Here is a 14407-nt window from a genome sequence, read left to right as displayed (position 1 = left end):
AAATGATCAAATTTTTTATAAAAAACGTCCATGAAATATATTAAGAGAAAAAAACAGGCTCTGTCCTCCGTTGGCATTATCCCTTCAGCAGGGCGGACTGTATCTCCAGTAAACGGTATTGTTACGACTCTTTTCAAAACAAAGCATGCCATCGGAATTACATCTGACAATGGGGCAGAAATCTTAATTCATATTGGAATGGATACAGTCAAGCTGGAAGGTAAATACTTCACAGCACATGTAAAACAAGGAGATAAAGTGAGTGCTGGTGACTTGTTATTAGAATTTGATATGGAAAAAATTAGAGAAGAAGGATACAATCTGATTACTCCTGTTATTATTACAAACAGTGCTGATTTTAAACAAATCGATACGACAAGGGAAAGGGCAGTAAGTGAAAAGCAAGTTGTCGCGTTCTGTTACAGACGGAGAAAATAAATTAATTCTTCTTCCAAGTTCACTCATCGATAATCGACTATTTTGGTTTAATTCATCGATTATTTTCTTATCAATTAAATCTATTTTCATTTTTAATAAAAAACCTCCATTTTTATTAATTTTATAAAGTGTTTCGAAGGAAAATATATCATTTTTAATGGGAATCTTTTATATTCTCCAGTAAAATTAATTCTACAAGGAGGTAGTAAGGATGGCAAGAATTAATGAATCAAAAAACGGTGAAACACCTTTTCAAAGACTCTTAGGATATAATGTAGATGTCTTAAATGGATGGAATCAATTAGGAGATGTGTTAGAAAAAGATTTGAATCTATCATCCCATCTAAAAGAACAAGTAAGAAGAACATTAGCACAAAGCAATGGGTGTGAATATTGCAAGGCAAAGGGAAAACCTGAACCCCACCTGTTCGATGAAAAAACGTCGATTGCAGTAGGGTTTGCAGAAGCCTTTTTGAAGCAAAAAGGGGATATTTCAGATGCTCAATTTAATATATTGAGAGAGTATCTTTCAGAAGCGGAAATTAGTGAGCTTATTGCGTTTATCACCTTTACTACCGCTTCCCAATATTTTGGCGCAATAATGAAATTAGAGCCTGTGACAATATAACAGATTCAGAGGGACGGTTCTGCCGCTTCCCTTTTGTCAATTAATGGCGAGGAAATTGGAGATAAATAGATATAAAGATAGAGAAACATACCGCCTAATGAGATTTTGTTATAAGCAATTAAGGCATTATCAATAGGAATGAAGCAAGAAAGCTTAACGCAAAATGTCGGCATAGCTTTAACAAAAAAGGCAATGGATACTGCTGAACAGAATAGTGATAAATTACTAATAATGCTAGAAGCCCCACATCCCACACTAGGGAAATCGATTGATCTTTCGGTTTGATTGCTATCCAGCACCAAGCAAGTGAGGACAAGGAAAAAGGACCATTTTTATGGTTCTTTTTTTCTTTGTAAGTCAATTAGATCTTTATAATATATTTATACTTAACCTATTAAATTTACGTAAAAAGTGTATTTCATTCATCCTAAAAAATCTCCATCCAATAATTCATTTATTAGTATGTGATTAAGGATATATTTATTCGAATTGGCTTTTTAGCAGAAGAAACAGGTGAGGTAGCACGCGCTATAAGAGCTCTTGAAATTGGTAGAGACAGGCCAGATGAAGTAGTAGGCTCATATGAGGAAAATAAACAAGAGTTAACGGAAGAACTAGGTGATGTGCTGGGTAATTTAATAGTAATTGCCAACAAGTACAATATTCCACTAGAAGAAGTGTTTCAGTCACATAAAAAGAAACTATCTGATCGTTATTCACAAGCTTAGCAAAATAGTAAGTTTCACCTTAAGGGGGGACAATTCCAGTCTTCTGCTACTGAAGAAGCAAAGCAATTGCATAATAGGATAACTGCAGAACCTTATGCCAAAGGGATTAAAAATGTTTGTATGCTGCACTTTTAAAGGGAAATTACAGTTTTTTAAATCCAGCTGCCAATAAGGTATCTGGATTTTTTTCAGGAAGGGGAAAGCGAATTTAATTTAATTCTTGGATTGGATATTCCCTTCCTGCATATTTTGCGCTTTGATTCTTGTTGACACTCCATTTCTTTGTTCCTTATTATAGAAATAATAACGGAAAAATAGCAGAAATTAGAAAGGTGGTGCAAATTTGAAAGTAATTAAAGTTTTCAATAACAATATTATTAGTGTCGTAAATAATCAAAACAAAGAATTAATGATAATGGGAAGAGGAATTGGATTTCAGGTAAAACCTGGAGATCTGGTCAATAAGAAAAAAATTGAAAAAATCTATACGCTAGACAGCAAAGAAGTATCGGAAAAATTTAAAACCTTGCTTCGTGAAGTTCCTATTGAAGTAATGGAAGTATGTGAAGAGATCATCCTATATGCTAAAACGGTATATCATAAGAAATTAAATGATATTATTTATGTTGCTTTGACCGACCATATTAATTTTGCAATTCAACGAAAAAAGGATGGCTATGAAATTAAAAATGCTCTCATGTGGGAAACGAAGAAATTATATAAAGATGAGTTTGCTATTGGGGTGGAAGCTATTAAGATGATAAAGGAAAGGCTTGGGATTGAGCTTCCTGAGGATGAAGCTGGTTTTATAGCTCTTCATATTCTGAACGCAGAGTTGAACGATGATATCACCAATATTATGTCTATTACCAAAGTCATTCAGGAACTTTTAACGATTGTAAAATATCATTTTAAGATAGACTTTGATGAGGAGTCGTTAAATTATTTTCGTTTTATCACGCACCTGAAGTTTTTTGCCCAAAGAATGCTCACTCGTACTTATATGGATAATGATGATGATGATTTATTTAATATCGTAAAAGAGAAACATCCAAAAGCCTTTTCCTGTTCGGTAAAAATTAATGATTATCTTAAAAAAGAGTATCATTATGCACCAACCAATGAAGAACTGCTTTACTTAACGATTCATATTGAAAGAGTGTGTCAGCGTTAAATTGTTCAAAATTTACATTTATCAAAAAAAGAAAGGGTTTACATTTTAGTGGATTTATATTATATTGAAGGCAACAGCAAAATATCAGACCGTAATAGGGTTGTTACTGGTAAAGCAGGCAAAACCTAAGTCACTTATAATATGAGGCTCATGTCTTATATTGTAAGAGATTTAGGTTTTTTTGTTTTTCATGATTCGACACGATCTGAAAATTTTGCTAAATAATACATGTTGGAGGTGTCACCATCATGAAATATGAACAACTAGCAAAAGACATAATACAAAATGTCGGAGGGAAAGAGAATGTAAAGAGCGTAACCCATTGTATTACACGTTTACGTTTTAAGTTGAAAGATGAAAGTAAGGCAAACACAGAGGTATTAAAAGACATGGATGAAATTGTAACCGTTATCAAAAGCGGTGGACAATACCAAGTGGTAATTGGAAATCATGTGCCAGATGTCTACAAAGATGTTGTGGCAGCAGGCGGATTTTCATCATCAGCCCCAGTAGATCCAGAGGATGAAAACCAAGAAAAACAAAGCTTGTTCAATCGCTTTATTGATATTATCTCAAATATTTTCTCCCCAGTTTTAGGTTTGCTAGCTGCAACAGGTATTATCAAAGGTTTTAATGCATTATTCGTGGCATTTGGCTGGATCAGTAATGTACCAGTAAATGCTCAGACAGGGGCAGTGGAGTCTACCTATGGAATCTATGCCTTATTAAATGCGATAGGAGATGGTTTCTTCGTATTTTTGCCAATCTTCTTAGGTTATACGGCAATGAAAAAGTTTGGCGGAACACCTATGTTAGGGATGGCTATCGCTACAGCTTTGGTACACCCAACTCTTGTGGATATCAAAGCGCTTGATCCAATTATGACAGTTTTTCAAGGAACACTATTTGAATCACCAATTCAAATCGAATTTTTAGGAATTCCCGTTGTTCTAATGACTTATACATCTAGTGTTATTCCGATTATCTTAGCAACCTATTTTGCGGCAAAAGTAGAAAAATGGTTAGCAACGGTCATGCCAGCGGTGGTAAAAAGCTTTTTTGTTCCACTATTCACCTTGTTATTGATTGTCCCACTAACATTCTTAATTATTGGACCTGTATCAACATGGGCATCAAACCTTCTTGGTCAAGGAACTTTATGGATTTATGAAGCTGTTCCAGCTATTGCAGGTTTGGTCATGGGTGGTTTTTGGCAAGTATTTGTTATCTTTGGTCTTCACTGGGGATTCGTTCCAATCGGTTACAATAACTACCCCGTATTAGGCTATGATAATTTCTTAATAATGACATTTGCAGCATCATTCGCGCAAATTGGTGCCGTCCTAGCTGTTATGCTTCTTACTAAAAACAAAAAGGTAAAATCATTAAGTATTCCAGCCTTTATTTCTGGTATCTTTGGTGTAACAGAACCAGCAATTTATGGGGTGACACTACCACTTAAAAAGCCGTTTATTATCAGTTGCATAGGCGCAGGCATAGGTGGGGCAATCATTGCGGTCATGAATGCAAAATCATATTCTCCAGGTCCACTAGGAATTTTCAAAATTCCTACATTGATCAACCCAGAAAATGGTGTAGATACAGCCTTCTGGGGTGCGATGATTGCGATTGGTGTTGCATTTGTATTATCATTCGTTCTTACATTATTGTTTGGTGGTATTAATAAACAAGCAAAAGAAGTGGTTAGTGAAGGGAAAGAAATAATGAAAGGAGTAAGAAATGAAGAAATAGTTAGCCCGATTTCTGGTGAACTAATCTCTCTGAAAGAAATTCCTGATCAAGTTTTTGCTTCCGAATCAATGGGGAAAGGCGTTGGCATTATCCCTTCCGCAGGGAGGGCTGTATCTCCAGTAAACGGTATTGTTACGACTCTTTTCAAAACAAAGCATGCCATCGGAATTACATCTGACAATGGGGCAGAAATCTTAATTCATATTGGAATGGATACAGTCCAGCTGGAGGGTAAATACTTCACAGCACATGTAAAACAAGGAGATAAAGTGAGTGCTGGTGACTTGTTATTAGAATTTGATATGGAAAAAATTAGAGAAGAAGGATACAATCTGATTACTCCTGTTATTATTACAAACAGTGCAGATTATAAACAAATTGATACGATAAAGGAAAGGACAGTAAGTGAAAAGCAAGTTGTCATTACGGCTGTTTAATCAGCGTTATTCAGAATAAAAAGTACTGTGTTTTCTGGGGGTGGCCGACACTAGCTAGATGGCAGTAGCGATGCTTATTGGAAGCGCTTCCTTAATTTTCTGTTTATACAACGGAAGAAATTCAACTATTGATTAAAAATACTAATAAGAAGAGGGAAGGTCACCATATGGGAGAAACCTTCCTTTTTCTAATCGTGCGGGAATAACGGACAAATCTCCTCAATAACAAGTGCGTTCTTACCGCTCCATATAAAATAAACACTTTTATCATTTTAAGGGGGTATCTCATTAAACAAAATCTAAATAAAATCAGTCTGAATCAATCTTTAAATTTGTATCCACCTTTGAAAAAATAAAATGTGTTACAGTGTGAGCAAAAGGGTTTATATCTTCAATAAATTGTTCTGCTTTGGCAAATGTATCGAATTGCATTTTTAGCATATAGCAGGCATTTCCAGCAATTCTGTAACAAAACTCTACATTTGGCTGCTCCTCAATATACCTTTTAAAAGAATTATAATCACCATTTTTGACGGTTGCTTCAATAATACATTGAATAGGAAGTCCAAGTTTACTGTAATCCACTTCTAAAGTATACCTTTTGATTATTCCAAATGACTCCATTTGCCTTACGCGTTCTGTTACAGACGGAGAAGATAAATTAATTCTTCTTCCAAGTTCACTCATCGATAATCGACTATTTTGGTTTAATTCATCGATTATTTTCTTATCAATTGAATCTATTTTCATTTTTAATAAAAAACCTCCATATTTGTTAAGTTTGTAAAGTGTATCTATAAAAAATGTATCATTTTTAATGGGAACCTTTTATAATCTCCAGTAAAATTAATTCTACAAGGAGGTAGTAAGGATGGCAAGAATTAATGAATCAAAAAACGGTGAAACACCTTTTCAAAGACTCTTAGGATATAATGTAGATGTCTTAAATGGATGGAATCAATTAGGAGATGTGTTAGAAAAAGATTTGAATCTATCATCCCATCTAAAAGAACAAGTAAGAAGAACATTAGCACAAAGCAATGGGTGTGAATATTGCAAGGCAAAGGGAAAACCTGAATCTCACTTGTTCGATGAAAAAACGTCGATTGCAGTAGGGTTTGCAGAAGTCTTTTTGAAGCAAAAAGGGGACATTTCAGATGCCCAATTCAATATATTGAAAGAGTATCTTTCAGAAGCGGAAATCAGTGAGCTTATTGCGTTTATCACCTTTACTACCGCTTCCCAATATTTTGGCGCAATAATGAAATTAGAGCCTGTGACAATATAACAGATTCAGAGGGACGGTTCGGCCGTTTAATTAATGGCAAGAAGATTGGAGATAAATAGAAATAAAGATAGAGAAACATACCGCAAAAGGAGATTTTTGCTATAAGCAATTAAGGTATTACCAAGCTCTAAGTAATAGATTGGTAAAAATTTGTTTACAGTTATGTCTGGCAGCCGATAACAAGAAGAGGTGGTGAAAAAAATGGATATTGCTGCATTATCAATAGGAATGAAGCAAGCAAGCTTATCGCAAAATGTCGGCATAGCTTTAACAAAAAAGGCAATGGATACCGCTGAACAGAATAATGATCAATTACTAAAAATGCTAGAAGCCCCACATCCTACATTAGGGAAATCAATTGATTTTTCGGTTTGATATTGGTATCCAGCGCCAAGCAGGTGAGGGCAAGGAAAAGGAACCATTTTCATGGTTCTTTTTTCTTTGTAGGTCAATTGTATCTTTATAACATATCTCTATCTCTTTTCTTTTTCGGAAAAATTTATGACAAGCGTTTAAATGAAAAAATGGATTTTTGATATAAAAAGGACAGGTTCCACGTCCTGGTTTAAGTAAATTTATAAAAAGAAGGAACAATAATATAACGCAAGAAGCTTCTAGTGAGTAAATCCAACTCTCTGTCTCTGAAGCTTCTTTTTTCTGAAACAAACTATTTGATTGGTGGGGAGTTATAGATTTGAAATTCTCTTCAAAGGATTTATTTTAACGATTATTTTTTTGTTAGCGATTCCACAAAACATATTGACACTGAAAATAAGGGGTGATATTATGTATCGGAATTAATCACATATATGATTTTGTATCACATATGTGATATGAAGGAAGGGGAGGATTGGATGTCGGTTAAATCTGCCGAAAGGGTTCTGCGAATTTTTGAACTACTTGCCCATTATCCGGATGGGTTATCAATTAAAGAAATTAGTGAGAAACTTTCATTCCCGCAAAGTAGTACATCTAATCTCGTGGCGACGCTTTTGGAACAGAATTATCTAAGTATAGATGTATTGAAGCGATTTAAATTAGGAGCAAAATTAGTCCATATTGGTACACTTGCTATGGAAAATATGGATATATCTATCCAAGCTAAGCCATATTTGCAAAAATTAATGGAAAATGTTCAAGAGACTGTATTTATGGCAACGCTTGCTGAAAATGAATTAGTCTATGTCCAAAAAATAAACAGCAATCGCTCAATCCGTACGACTGCCCAAACTGGCTATCGTAAACCATTGTATAGCACGGGGTTGGGGAAGACCTTTTTAGCTAATATGTCAGAAGAAGAGAGAAAGCGGATTTTAGACCAGATTGAACTTATTCCGATTACAGAGAAAACGGTGACAGACAGAGCGGAATTAGAAAAAGAGCTTTATCAGTATTCGATGATTGGATATACGATTGATGATGAAGAAGGAGAAGAAGGATTATATTGTGTGGCGGCACCTGTATTTGGACCAGGACGCAAGCTGGAAGCAGCAATAAGTGTAGCAGGCCCAAGGGAAAGAATGCTTAAACAAAAAGAAGAAGTAGTAGAAAGAGTTCTTTGGACAGCGAAGAAAATTTCGGAAAGTATGGGTTGCATTTTATCCCACACTTAGCAGACAGTAAGACTCAACCGTATGCTTATGAGAATTTGGAGAAGATTGGTTGAGTTTAACTGTCCGTATAGGTTCGAATGGTTCGACTAATCATCAGTGGGGTTGGCCATCTGATGGAAGTTTCACGTTATAAGAAACGAGGTGAAGAGATGGATGTTATTAGTATCGGTGAGACGATGGTTTTATTTACACCCAATACACTCGGCAAAATCCGCTATGCGAATCAGTATACTTCGAGGATTGCCGGTGCTGAGACCAATACTTTGATTGGTTTAGCAAAATTAGGCCATCAGGCTGGCTGGATCAGCCGGCTGGGCCGTGATGAATTTGGTGAGATGATTTTAAATACAGTTCGAGGAGAAGGGGTAGACGTTAGCAAGGTAGTGATTGATGAAACAGCACCAACAGGAATTCTCTTTAAGGAAATCTTGAATCAGGATGCTGTCAATATTTATTACTATCGCAAAGACTCAGCTGCAAGCAGGCTAGAACCAGCTGATTTAGATAGAGACTATATAGCCAATGCGAAATACTTGTATCTATCTGGAATTACACCTGCCCTTAGTCTATCTTGTAGAAAAGTTGTGTTTGAGTCGATTGATATTGCAAAAGACAACGGATTAAAAATAGTCTTTGACCCCAATATACGCAGAAAGCTTTGGGATGATAAGGAAGCAAGAGAAGTCATTCTGGAGATAGCGGCGAAATCCGATATTGTCTTGCCAGGTATAAGTGAATGTGAATTTTTATTTGGCACGAAGGAATATGGGAGAGCAGTTCGATCCTTCCACGAGATGGGAGTGGAAATAGTAATTATTAAACTTGGAGAGAAGGGTGCCTATTACTCTACTACTGATAGCAAAGGATATATTGATAGTTATCCAGTAAAAACAGTAATTGATCCAGTAGGTGCAGGAGATGGATTTGCTGCAGGCGTCCTGTCTGGGCTGCTTGATAAATTAACCATCAGTGAAGCAGTAAAAAGAGGCTGTGCCATCGGAGCTATGGTTTGTTCTACTAATGGAGATATAGAAGGACTTCCTAGCAAAAGGGAATTAAATCAATTTTTTCAATCCGACTTAACCGATGAAGTGAATAGATAAATAGAAGGGAAGCGGTAATAAGATGAGTACACTTCAGAAAATTTTCGATCATAAATTAATTGCCATCATACGAGGGGCTGATCCTGAGGATACATTGAAAATTGTTAAGTCCTTATATGAAGGGGGAATAAGAGTAGTCGAAATTACGATGAATTCGCCGAAAGCGCTAACAGCCATTGAAAGGGCAGTCGACGAATTTGGAGACAGAATGGCGGTAGGTGCTGGTACGGTGTTAGATGCAGAGTCTGCGCGAAGTGCTCTGTTAGCTGGTGCTCAATTTATTTTATCCCCGACTTATAAAGAGGAAACCATCCGGATGACCAAAAGATATGGTGCAGTTAGCATTCCTGCTGCTTTCACCCCAACTGAAATTTTGGAAGCGTACGAGTCTGGAGGGGATATTATAAAAGTTTTTCCAGCCACTGCTGTAGGTCCGAAGTTTATCAAGGATATTCATGGGCCATTGCCGCAAATACCATTGTTACCAACTGGCGGAGTGGATTTAACAAATGTGAAGGAATACTTAGAGGCTGGGGCTGCAGGATTGGGAATTGGTAGTTCGTTAGTAGACACAAAAAAGGAAATAACGGAACAATATTTACAAGAATTAACTGAAAAGTCAAATAAATTTACGTTGTTAGCACAAAATTATTCATTATAAGGAGTGTTTTTTCTATGAAAATAACAGGCTATGAATTATTCACCGTACAACCACGTTGGTTATTCTTGAAAATCGAAACGGATGAAGGAATTGTTGGATGGGGAGAACCAGTAATTGAAGGGAAAGCTGCTACAGTCAAAGGGGCTGTAGAAGAACTAATGACGTATCTAATTGGGAAAGATCCATTAAGAATTGAAGATCACTGGAATGTCATGTATAGAGGAGGCTTCTATAGAGGCGGTCCGATTCTTATGAGTGCTATCGCTGGAATTGATCAAGCACTTTGGGATATAAAAGGAAAATACTATGATGCCCCAGTCTATCAATTATTGGGCGGAGCATGCCGTGACTCTATCAAGGTTTATTCATGGATTGGCGGAGACCGCCCAAGTGATACGGCAAGAGCGGCAAAAGAGTGTGTCGATAAAGGGTTTCAAGCGATAAAGATGAATGCATCGGAAGAAATGCAATACATAGATTCCTATGAAAAGGTGAATAAAGTACTTGAAAACGTTGCAGCTATTCGTGCAGCCGTTGGCAAAAATATCGGGATTGGAATTGACTTTCACGGGCGTGTGCATAAGCCAATGGCAAAAGTGCTAGCTAAAGCATTAGAAGAATTTAATCCAATGTTTATTGAAGAACCAGTATTACCAGAAAATAATGAAGCATTAAGAGAAATTGCATCATTAACGGCTATCCCTATCGCAACAGGCGAACGTATGTTTTCAAGATGGGATTTCAAATCCTTATTAAGCGATGGATATGTTGATATTATCCAGCCAGATTTATCCCATGCAGGTGGAATCACGGAATGCAAAAAAATTATCAGTATGGCTGAAGCTTATGATGTAGCAGCAGCACCACACTGTCCATTAGGGCCGATTGCATTAGCGGCTTGTTTACAAGTAGATGCAACAGCACATAATGCTGTCATTCAAGAACAGAGTCTAGGTATTCATTATAACCAAGGCAGTGATTTACTTGATTACTTAAAGGATCCAACAGTCTTTTCTTACGAAGATGGTTATGTGAAAATTCCGCAAGGACCTGGACTAGGGATTGAGGTTGATGAGGATGTTGTTCGTGAAATGGCGAAAACAGGTCATCAATGGCAAAACCCAGTATGGCGTCATCGTGATGGAAGCGTGGCAGAGTGGTAAGGATGCTGGTTGTACGGCAGGGAGAAACTCCCTGCCGTAGGAAGAAAAGGATTGATAGTGAAAGAGGACGATAGGAGGACTAAGATATGAAGAACAAAGCAACAAAGGTTCGCTATAGTGTTGTATTCATGTTATTTATAACGGTTATTATTAACTATATGGATCGAAGTAACATATCTATTGCAGCTCCCTTTATTACGGAAGAGCTAGGATTAAGTTCTGTGACAATGGGTCTTATTTTTTCAGCTTTTGGTTGGACGTATTGCTTGCTTCAAATTCCAGGTGGCTGGGTGTTGGATAAACTAGGGAACCGTAATACTCATGCAATTGGGATTGCAGGATTCTCCCTTATGACTTTACTTCAAGGATTTGCAAGCGGTTTCTTAGGGTTGTTTATATTACGAGTAGGTTTAGGAGTTTTTGAAGCACCAGCTTTCCCGACAAATAGTAAGGTTGCAGCTAGCTGGTTTCCGGAAAATGAACGTGCAAGAGCAATTTCCATTTACACCTCAGGTCAATTTATTGGACTAGCATTCCTAACACCGACTCTTATTTTCTTCCAACAAACGTTTGGATGGAGAGGTCTGTTTATTGTTACTGGTATTATTGGACTTGTGTGGGCCGTTCTTTGGTTCATTCTTTATCGCGATCCAAGCAAAAGTAAAAAAGTGAACAAGGCCGAACTTGATTACATTCAAGCTGGAGACGGCTTTGTTGATGCAGCTGCTGATAAAGCGGACAAACCGAAAATCGGAAAGAAAGATTTCGCAACGGTCTTAACAAGCAGAAAGCTTTGGGGAATCTATATTGGCCAATTTGCAGTTAGCTCCACCCTATGGTTTTTCTTAACTTGGTTCCCTACCTATTTAGTCGAGTATCGCGGCTTATCCTTTATTAAGACCGGATTTTTAGCATCCTTGCCCTTTATTGCCGCATTTATCGGGGTCCTTTCCGCAGGTTTCCTTTCCGACTTCCTTGTGAAAAAAGGAGTGTCTAGCAATAAAGCAAGAAAAGCACCAATAATCGCAGGCTTAATCTTATCTACCTCCATTATCGGAGCCAACTATGTGAATAGTCCAAGCTTAATTGTATTGTTCATGTCTATTGCCTTTTTTGGTAACGGTTTCGCCTCGATCACATGGGTATTCGTTTCTCTATTAGCACCAAAACGACTAATCGGTATTGCCGGCGGCGTTTTTAATTTCATTGGGGGAACAGCCTCTATTATTATTCCAATTGTCATTGGCTTCTTAGTAAAAGGAGGCAGCTTTGCACCAGCTCTTACATTTATTGCCTGCATCGCATTAGTAGGCGCCCTGTCCTATATATTCCTAGTAGGGAAAGTCGAACGGGTACCAGAACGAACAGATAATGACAAAATAATTAACGTCTCTTAAGGAGCAGGGGGATAGTTCCCCTGCTTCCTTTTTTAATTCTTCTATTATTGCTATTTTTTCCTACTCCCCTATCCTCGCTACTTTACCTTTTGCGCCAACTGACGATAAATTTCTAGAACAGAAGGAAGGTATAAAATGAAAAGCACCTTCTTCATTTATGAATTATCCCAATATTCAAATTTGTTCAAAGTATACAAAATATTATGAAAATATCTACGAAACTGCTAATGTATATTTGCAAAGTAACCACTAATATAAATATTATGTTTATGTTAGTAAATATAACATCAGTCGTAATGGTGTGGCATAAAAAGTTGATTTTGGGATGAGGGGTACGAAAATTCATAGGTTTCTTAAAGGGAGATGGGAAAAGATGTTACATGGCAGATATAGCGGTCATGCTTTTGAAAAAAGGTTCTTACCTAGATTGACGTCCAAAGAAATTAAGGAATTAGATAAGGAAAACGCACTTGTTATTTTGCCGATCGGTGCAGTAGAACAGCATGGACCACACTTGCCTGTTTATACAGATACTTTAATAGGCGAAGGGCTGTTAGTGGAAGCATTAAATTTAATCCCAGATGAGGATGTTTGGATTTTACCATCCTTACCATATGGAAAGAGTACAGAGCATTTAGGAATGTCAGGAACAATAACATTGTCAGCAGACACTTTACAGGCTGTCATTCGTGATATTGCGAAAAGTGTAAAGGAAAGTGGGTTTAAAAAATTGCTTCTGTTCAATACTCATGGAGGGAATCATGATCTTCTAAATATGATGGCAAGAGAAGTACGGATTGAAACAGGGATGAATGTCTTTCGACTAAACCCTGATTATTCGGTCCTACATTCCCTTATTTCTGATAAGGAACAAAAGTATGGGATTCATGGAGGCGAGGTCGAAACGTCCATGGTGTTAGCGTTAAAAGAAGCATGGGTGGATATGGAACTTAGTCCAACAGAGTTTGTCCACTTACCTGAAGATACACAGCATTTATATTTGAAAGGAAACAGTTACTTTGCGTGGGTGATGAAGGATATATCGGAAACAGGAATTGCGGGAGATGCTGCTAGTGCGACCATTGAAAAAGGGGAACAGATTCTCCAATTAGTTAGTGAAAGCTTTGCCGGTGCTATTAAGGAAATGATTCATTTCGATCTTCGTACAGTCAAAAGCATAATATAATTCGAAAACTCAGGAGGAGGTTCTGTATGCAAAATACCAATGTGATGGAAGGACAAAAGCTGCATCCTTTAAATGAAACGATTGTTCATCTCCAAAATGTTAATAAGATTTATCCAAATGGGAAAACAGCCGTTCAAAATGTCAGTCTCGATATTGAACAGGGAGAGTTTGTATCCTTTGTTGGTCCATCAGGCTGTGGAAAATCAACGATTTTTAAGATGATTTCCGGGTTGATTGAACATACAGATGGAGAACTAACGATTCTAGGGAAGAGCCCTCGTCAAGCTCAAAAACAGAGCACAGATGTATCCTTCGTTTTTCAAGATGCTACCTTATTACCTTGGAGAAATGTAATGGACAATATTTTGCTTCCACTCGAATTCCAGCAAATCCCTAAAAAGCGAAAAGAGGAAATGGCAGAAAAAGTGTTGGAATTAGTAGGATTAAAGGATTTCCGCAAAGCTTTGCCAAGGGAATTATCTGGCGGCATGAAAATGAGGGTATCGATTGCCAGGGCGCTTGTGGCGAAACCAAAATTACTATTAATGGATGAGCCCTTTGGCGCATTAGATGAGATAACGAGACAAAACTTGCAAGCAGAGTTATTAAAAATATGGGAAAAGGAAAAAATGACCGTTCTATTCATTACCCATAATGTATTTGAAGCCGTATATTTATCAACGAAAATTGCCGTAATGACCCCTAGTCCAGGAAAGATAGAAAATACAGTCGAAGTGGACTTACCCTTTCCGAGAAATGCTGAATTAAGAACTTCCCATCATTTTAGTGATATAGCAGCAAAGGTTTCTCATTATTTACAATTTTAATAGGTGGTGATT

The 14407-nt window shown here is 37.1% G+C and carries 16 protein-coding genes and 1 pseudogene; 15 read left to right on the top strand and 2 right to left on the bottom strand.

Going from position 1 to position 14407, the window contains the following annotated elements:
- Positions 1 to 30 precede the first annotated feature (30 nt).
- On the top strand, positions 31 to 438 hold the full coding sequence (locus BCI01S_RS13885) for a PTS sugar transporter subunit IIA (protein ID WP_061799364.1): 408 nt from the start codon (positions 31 to 33) through the stop codon (positions 436 to 438).
- On the opposite strand, the pseudogene BCI01S_RS25985 reads toward BCI01S_RS13885, so the two are convergent.
- Positions 412 to 528: pseudogene (locus tag BCI01S_RS25985) on the bottom strand (AsnC family transcriptional regulator); the annotation flags it as partial. The gene BCI01S_RS13885 and the pseudogene BCI01S_RS25985 overlap by 27 nt on opposite strands.
- 121 nt (positions 529 to 649) lie before the next feature.
- On the opposite strand from BCI01S_RS25985, the gene BCI01S_RS13880 reads away from it, so the two are divergent.
- The 5 genes from BCI01S_RS13880 to BCI01S_RS13865 all read left to right on the top strand — a co-directional run bounded on the left by BCI01S_RS13880 (position 650) and on the right by BCI01S_RS13865 (position 5157).
- Positions 650 to 1066, top strand: a complete 417-nt coding sequence (locus tag BCI01S_RS13880) for a carboxymuconolactone decarboxylase family protein (RefSeq protein WP_061799362.1) — start codon at positions 650 to 652, stop codon at positions 1064 to 1066.
- Positions 1067 to 1183: 117 nt separating this feature from the next.
- Positions 1184 to 1351 carry a YjfB family protein gene (locus tag BCI01S_RS24795; protein WP_268874849.1) on the top strand — a complete coding sequence of 56 codons (168 nt, stop codon included), beginning with the start codon at positions 1184 to 1186 and terminating at the stop codon, positions 1349 to 1351.
- A 179-nt stretch (positions 1352 to 1530) separates the two neighbouring features.
- On the top strand, positions 1531 to 1794 hold the full coding sequence (locus BCI01S_RS13875; protein WP_061799360.1) for a MazG nucleotide pyrophosphohydrolase domain-containing protein: 264 nt from the start codon (positions 1531 to 1533) through the stop codon (positions 1792 to 1794).
- A 343-nt stretch (positions 1795 to 2137) separates the two neighbouring features.
- Complete coding sequence (licT, locus tag BCI01S_RS13870) at positions 2138 to 2968, top strand: BglG family transcription antiterminator LicT (protein ID WP_061799358.1); 831 nt, start codon at positions 2138 to 2140, stop codon at positions 2966 to 2968.
- Positions 2969 to 3216: 248 nt separating this feature from the next.
- Entirely contained in the window at positions 3217 to 5157 is a 1941-nt protein-coding gene (locus tag BCI01S_RS13865; RefSeq protein ID WP_061799356.1) for a beta-glucoside-specific PTS transporter subunit IIABC, read from the top strand.
- 309 nt (positions 5158 to 5466) lie between these two features.
- Here BCI01S_RS13865 and BCI01S_RS13860 read toward each other — a convergent pair whose 3' ends face one another.
- Positions 5467 to 5907, bottom strand: coding sequence for an Lrp/AsnC family transcriptional regulator (locus BCI01S_RS13860; RefSeq protein WP_047941989.1), 441 nt, complete (start codon positions 5905 to 5907; stop codon positions 5467 to 5469).
- Between the two features lie 121 nt (positions 5908 to 6028).
- Here BCI01S_RS13860 and BCI01S_RS13855 point away from each other — a divergent pair, with 121 nt between their 5' ends.
- The 9 genes from BCI01S_RS13855 to BCI01S_RS13820 all read left to right on the top strand — a co-directional run bounded on the left by BCI01S_RS13855 (position 6029) and on the right by BCI01S_RS13820 (position 14395).
- The gene (locus tag BCI01S_RS13855; RefSeq protein WP_061799352.1) at positions 6029 to 6445 is read left to right on the top strand and encodes a carboxymuconolactone decarboxylase family protein; all 417 of its coding nucleotides are present in this window, start codon (positions 6029 to 6031) and stop codon (positions 6443 to 6445) included.
- Between the two features lie 201 nt (positions 6446 to 6646).
- Positions 6647 to 6820: a YjfB family protein gene (locus tag BCI01S_RS24790; protein ID WP_082810060.1), complete on the top strand. Its 174-nt coding sequence runs from the start codon at positions 6647 to 6649 to the stop codon at positions 6818 to 6820.
- A 479-nt stretch (positions 6821 to 7299) separates the two neighbouring features.
- The gene (locus BCI01S_RS13850) at positions 7300 to 8058 is read left to right on the top strand and encodes an IclR family transcriptional regulator (protein ID WP_061799351.1); all 759 of its coding nucleotides are present in this window, start codon (positions 7300 to 7302) and stop codon (positions 8056 to 8058) included.
- 149 nt (positions 8059 to 8207) lie between these two features.
- Positions 8208 to 9161, top strand: coding sequence for a sugar kinase (locus tag BCI01S_RS13845; protein ID WP_061799559.1), 954 nt, complete (start codon positions 8208 to 8210; stop codon positions 9159 to 9161).
- A 22-nt stretch (positions 9162 to 9183) separates the two neighbouring features.
- Positions 9184 to 9822: a bifunctional 4-hydroxy-2-oxoglutarate aldolase/2-dehydro-3-deoxy-phosphogluconate aldolase gene (locus tag BCI01S_RS13840; RefSeq protein WP_047941994.1), complete on the top strand. Its 639-nt coding sequence runs from the start codon at positions 9184 to 9186 to the stop codon at positions 9820 to 9822.
- Between the two features lie 14 nt (positions 9823 to 9836).
- Positions 9837 to 10985, top strand: coding sequence for a galactonate dehydratase (dgoD, locus tag BCI01S_RS13835; protein ID WP_061799348.1), 1149 nt, complete (start codon positions 9837 to 9839; stop codon positions 10983 to 10985).
- 86 nt (positions 10986 to 11071) lie between these two features.
- Positions 11072 to 12382, top strand: a complete 1311-nt coding sequence (locus tag BCI01S_RS13830) for an MFS transporter (protein WP_061799346.1) — start codon at positions 11072 to 11074, stop codon at positions 12380 to 12382.
- Between the two features lie 373 nt (positions 12383 to 12755).
- Complete coding sequence (locus BCI01S_RS13825) at positions 12756 to 13568, top strand: creatininase family protein (protein WP_047942000.1); 813 nt, start codon at positions 12756 to 12758, stop codon at positions 13566 to 13568.
- 26 nt (positions 13569 to 13594) lie between these two features.
- Positions 13595 to 14395, top strand: coding sequence for an ABC transporter ATP-binding protein (locus BCI01S_RS13820; protein WP_047942002.1), 801 nt, complete (start codon positions 13595 to 13597; stop codon positions 14393 to 14395).
- Positions 14396 to 14407 lie beyond the last annotated feature (12 nt).

The organism is Niallia circulans NBRC 13626 (assembly GCF_001591585.1).
Lineage (GTDB): Bacteria > Bacillota > Bacilli > Bacillales > Cytobacillaceae > Niallia > Niallia circulans.
The sequence above is the reverse complement of the archived record's forward strand: the minus strand, read 5'-3'. Positions and strand labels throughout refer to the sequence as shown.

What these genes read in the sequence shown, in the direction of transcription:
- BCI01S_RS13850 (WP_061799351.1), top strand. Translation starts at nt 7,300, where the DNA reads ATGTCGGTTAAATCTGCCGAAAGGGTTCTGCGAATTTTTGAACTACTT.
- BCI01S_RS13820 (WP_047942002.1), top strand. Translation starts at nt 13,595, where the DNA reads ATGCAAAATACCAATGTGATGGAAGGACAAAAGCTGCATCCTTTAAAT.
- BCI01S_RS13845 (WP_061799559.1), top strand. Translation starts at nt 8,208, where the DNA reads ATGGATGTTATTAGTATCGGTGAGACGATGGTTTTATTTACACCCAAT.
- BCI01S_RS13865 (WP_061799356.1), top strand. Translation starts at nt 3,217, where the DNA reads ATGAAATATGAACAACTAGCAAAAGACATAATACAAAATGTCGGAGGG.
- BCI01S_RS13885 (WP_061799364.1), top strand. Translation starts at nt 31, where the DNA reads ATGAAATATATTAAGAGAAAAAAACAGGCTCTGTCCTCCGTTGGCATT.
- BCI01S_RS13860 (WP_047941989.1), bottom strand. Translation starts at nt 5,907, where the DNA reads ATGAAAATAGATTCAATTGATAAGAAAATAATCGATGAATTAAACCAA.
- dgoD (WP_061799348.1), top strand. Translation starts at nt 9,837, where the DNA reads ATGAAAATAACAGGCTATGAATTATTCACCGTACAACCACGTTGGTTA.
- BCI01S_RS13840 (WP_047941994.1), top strand. Translation starts at nt 9,184, where the DNA reads ATGAGTACACTTCAGAAAATTTTCGATCATAAATTAATTGCCATCATA.
- BCI01S_RS13880 (WP_061799362.1), top strand. Translation starts at nt 650, where the DNA reads ATGGCAAGAATTAATGAATCAAAAAACGGTGAAACACCTTTTCAAAGA.
- BCI01S_RS24790 (WP_082810060.1), top strand. Translation starts at nt 6,647, where the DNA reads ATGGATATTGCTGCATTATCAATAGGAATGAAGCAAGCAAGCTTATCG.
- BCI01S_RS13855 (WP_061799352.1), top strand. Translation starts at nt 6,029, where the DNA reads ATGGCAAGAATTAATGAATCAAAAAACGGTGAAACACCTTTTCAAAGA.
- BCI01S_RS13830 (WP_061799346.1), top strand. Translation starts at nt 11,072, where the DNA reads ATGAAGAACAAAGCAACAAAGGTTCGCTATAGTGTTGTATTCATGTTA.
- BCI01S_RS13825 (WP_047942000.1), top strand. Translation starts at nt 12,756, where the DNA reads ATGTTACATGGCAGATATAGCGGTCATGCTTTTGAAAAAAGGTTCTTA.